This is a genomic window from Mycobacterium angelicum (assembly GCF_002086155.1).
GTDB classification, from domain to species: domain Bacteria; phylum Actinomycetota; class Actinomycetes; order Mycobacteriales; family Mycobacteriaceae; genus Mycobacterium; species Mycobacterium angelicum.
Map to the genome: position 1 here is coordinate 1 of NZ_MVHE01000137.1, position 4,596 is coordinate 4,596.

Annotated in this window: 1 protein-coding gene; it reads left to right on the forward strand. The window is 62.8% G+C overall.

Annotation, left to right across the window (positions count from 1 at the left end; translation table 11 throughout):
* A partial coding sequence (locus tag BST12_RS28360) for a non-ribosomal peptide synthetase (RefSeq protein ID WP_139802017.1) occupies positions 1-4,596 on the forward strand: 4,596 nt, incomplete at both ends.

The following is a 4,596-nucleotide window of genomic DNA, read 5'->3' on the forward strand; positions in this document are numbered from 1 at the left end:
GTATGTGGCCGGTGGGGGTTTGGGGTATGGGTATTGGGGTCGGGCCGGGTTGACGGGTTCGCGGTTTGTGGCGTGTCCGTTTGCGGTTGGACAACGCATGTATCGCACGGGGGATGTGGTGCGTTGGGGTGCTGGTGGGCAGTTGGAGTTTTTGGGGCGGGCCGATGAGCAGGTCAAGATCCGGGGGCATCGGGTTGAGCCGGCTGGGGTCAGCGCGGTGTTGGCGGGTGTGGAGGGTGTCGATCAAGCGGTGGTGATCGCGCGCGAGGACCGTCCTGGTGAGAAACGGTTGGTGGGGTATGCCACCGGCACGGCTGATCCGGTGAGTGTGCGCGCCCAGCTGGCCGCCCAGCTGCCCCCGTATATGGTTCCGGCGGCGGTGGTGATGTTGGCGCAGTTGCCGTTGACGCTCAACGGCAAACTCGACACCAAAGCATTGCCGGCTCCTGAGTACGTCAGCACCGAAAGTTATCGTGCCCCAACGACTTTGACTGAGGAAATCCTGGCCGGCATCTTTGCCCAGGTCTTGGGAATCGACCGCGTCGGAGTCGACGACTCCTTCTTTGACCTGGGCGGGGACAGCATCTCCTCGATGCAGGTGGTGGCGCGGGCCCGCGCTGCGGGTGTGATCTGCCGGCCACGCGATATTTTCGCCGAGCGGTCCGTGGCGGGTGTGGCCCGCGTTGCCGTTATGGCCGGCGGCGGCGACACCGTGATCGACGAGGGTGTCGGAGAGGTTTTGCCGACACCGATCATGCGCTGGCTGGCCACCGTAGATGGTTCGGTTGAGCAGTTCAACCAGACGATGGTGTTGCGTGCGCCTGCGGGAGTAAGCCATGCCGATGTGGTGGAGCTGGTGCAGGCATTATTGGACCGCCACGCCATGCTGCGGCTGCGGGCCCAAGGCGAAACGTTGGCTGTGTCTGAACCGGGATCGGTAAACGCGAACGACTGCGTGCAGTCTGTAGCGGCGTTGTCCGACGACGTGTTGGTGGCCGCCCGTCACCGGCTCAATCCGGCCGCCGGGGTGATGCTGAGTGCGGTTTGGGTGTGCTCGACGGCCGAGCTCATCTTGGTTATTCATCATTTGGCTGTCGATGGGGTGTCCTGGCGGATTTTGCTTGATGACCTGAATCTGGCGTGGGGCCAGCGCCGTGCTGGACAGCCGATAACCTTGCCGATCGCGGGAACGTCGTTTCGCTCCTGGGCCGCAATGCTGGGTGAGTATGCGCTCTCCCCGGTGGTGCTCGATCAGCTACCAGCGTGGCAACGCATACAAGCCACCGAACCGGCGCTGGTGGCGGTGGATCCATCGGTGGATACGTTTGTCAGTGCCGCGCAGATGTCGGTGTCGTTGGACGTCGACACCACGCGATCGCTGCTAGGTGAAGTGCCCGCGGCGTTCCATGCCGGTGTGCACGACATCTTGTTGATCGCTTTTGGGTTGGCGTGGACGGAATTTCTTAGTTGCGCCGGTGTTCCGATCGGCATTGACGTCGAAGGCCATGGACGCGACGAGGACCTGGGCCCAGATATTGATCTGTCCGCTACGGTGGGGTGGTTCACCAGCAAATACCCCACCTCGCTTGTGGTGAATCGAGTGGACTGGCGGCAGGTCCACAATGGAGCGACGGCGCTTGGCGCGGTGATCAAAGATGTCAAAGAACAGCTCCGAGCCGTTCCTGACGGTCTGACATATGGTTTGCTGCGCTATCTGAACACCGAGGTCGAGCTGGCCGGGCCTGATCCGTCGATCGGCTTCAACTACCTGGGTCGTCTGGGCGTAGCCACCGATTCGACGCTGCCCGAGGACATGTGGCAGATCGCCGGTGAGGGGCCGGCATTCAGCGATCCGGCTCGCGCGGCGATACCTATGGCGCTGGCGCATACCGTCGCACTCAACGCGGTCACGGTCGAGACGAAGGTGGGCCCGCAACTACAAGCCAATTGGACATGGGCGCCCGCCAAGCTCGATCGCGCCGACATCGCCCGGATTAACCAACTCTGGTTCGAAGCCCTATCGGGTATTTGTGCTCATGTACACAGTGGTGGACACGGCCTGACCCCTAGCGATGTCGCTCTTACTGGGCTGAACCAACAACAGATCGATGAGCTCGAACAGCAATACCAAATCGCCGATATCTTGCCGCTGACTCCGCTGCAGCAGGGCTTACTGTTCCATGCGCAGCGCAGCGATGAGTCGAGGCAGGACGGCACTGATCCGTACCTACCGCAAATCAGTATCGGTCTAACCGGCGGAATTAATCGCGAGCGTTTGCGGGAGGCCGTACAAACGGTGATCAACCGTCACCCCAACGTGGGAGCCCGGTTCGTCATCGATCGGTTCCCACAGCCATTGCAGATCATTCTGGCTGATCCCATTGTGGGGTGGCGGTATGTCGACCTGGCCGGCAAAGAGGGACAGGACGAACATATCCAGCAAATATGCGCCGATGAACGCGCCGCCGTGATGGATCTGGCCCACGAATCGCCGTTTCGCGCGGCTCTGATCCGCACAGCGCCGGATCAGTATCGGCTGGTGGTGACCAATCACCACATCGTGCTGGATGGTTGGTCGCTGCCGATCGTATTGGGCGAGATCTTGACGAGCTACGACATGCACCCATTGCCCGCCCCGGCTGCCTACCGCAGCTTCGTGTGCTGGCTTGCCGCTCGAGACCACGACCGCGCGCGGACGGTGTGGGGCAGGCTGCTGTCAGGCTTGACCGCGCCCACTCTGGTGGGCCCGCTAGGTCCATTAGATCTGACCAGCAAAGGCATCAAGTCCTTCTGCTTGCCCGAAGCGACCACCGACGCGCTGACCCGAATGGCGCGTGAGCACAACACCACCGTGAGCACTGTCCTGCAGGCGGGCTGGGCGTGCCTGCTGAATTGGTTGACCGGCCAGCACGATGTCGTGTTCGGGATGACGGTGGCCGGGCGACCAGCGGAGTTGGCCGGGGTGGAGTCGATGGTCGGCCTATTCATTAACACAGTGCCGGTACGGGCCACCCTCACCGCGACCACCACTACTGCGCAACTGTTGGCCCAACTGCAAGAGAACTACCACGACACGCTGGAACACCAACACCTCTCGCTGACCGACGTCCACCGCATCACCGGTCACGACAGGCTTTTCGACACCTTGTTCGTTTACGAGAACTATCCGATCGACGCCGCTGCGCTGCTCGAGGGCCATGACCTGACTATCACCGAAATGACCAGCCGCGAATCCACCCACTACCCCCTCGTCCTGCAGGCCCTGCCGGGCCGGGAACTCGGGTTTCGGGTCGAATTCGCGACCGATGTTTTCGATGAGGCCCGCATCTGCACTCTTGTCGACCGGCTAGAGCGGGTGTTGGTGGCGATGGTTGGGGATCCGCAGCGGCGGTTGTCCTCGGTTGAGGTGGTTGATGAGGCTGAGCGTGTTCAGTTGGATGTGGTCGGCAATCGTGCGGCGCTGAGTGGTGCGGGATCGAGGTCTGCGTCGATCCCGGAACTGTTCGACGCTGCGGTGCGGCGCAGTCCCGAGGCGATTGCGGTGGTGTGTGCGGGTCGGCGGCTGACTTACCGCGAGTTGGATTGTGCAGCAGCGTATTTCGCGCGGGAATTGGCCGATGGTGGGGTGGGGCCCGGGGATGTGGTGGCGCTGTTGGCGCAGCGCTCGGTTGCCGGTGTGGTGGCAATGTTGGCGGTTCTGAAGACCGGGGCGGCATATGTGTCGATTGATGCGGCTCATTCTGATGCCCGGATGGAGTTCGTGCTCGAGGATGCTGCGCCGGTGGCCGCGGTGACGACGGCGGATCTGGCTGGACGGCTGGCGGGGTATGAGCTGCCGGTGGTGGTTGTCGATGCTGTTGGGGGGCAGTGCGATTCGGGTCGGGCGTTGCCGTATCCGGCCGGTGATGATCTGGCCTACATCTTGTACACCTCGGGCACGACGGGTGTGCCCAAGGGGGTGGGGATTGCCCATCGCAATGTGACTGGGCTGTTTGCGTCGCTGCCGGGCGAGCTGCTGCCGACCGAGGGGCAGGCGTGGAGTCAGTGTCATTCCTATGCGTTCGATGTCTCGGTGTGGGAGATCTGGGGTGCGCTGTTGCATGGCGGGTGCCTGGTGGTGGTGCCGGACTCGGTGGTGCGCTCCCCTGCAGAGCTGCATGCGTTGCTGGTTGCTCACCGCGTCAACGTCCTGAGTCAGACTCCGTCGGCGTTTTATGCGCTGCAAAGCGCTGATGCCGCACAGCGTGAGGTGGATGGGCGGCTGAGCCTGGATACGGTCGTCTTTGGCGGGGAAGCTCTTGAGCCGCAACGGATCGCGCCGTGGCTCGGTCATCATCGGGGATCGCCCCGGCTGGTCAATATGTATGGCATTACCGAGACCACGGTGCATGCGACCTTCCGTGAAATTGCTGAGCACGACACCGCCAGCAGCGTGAGCCCGATCGGGGTGCCATTGGCCAATGCAGGGATGTTTGTGCTGGATGGGTGGTTGCGTCGGGTTCCGGTTGGCGTGGCCGGTGAGTTGTATGTGGCTGGTGGGGGACTGGGGCATGGGTATTGGGGTCGGGCGGGGTTGACCGCCTCGCGGTTTGTGGC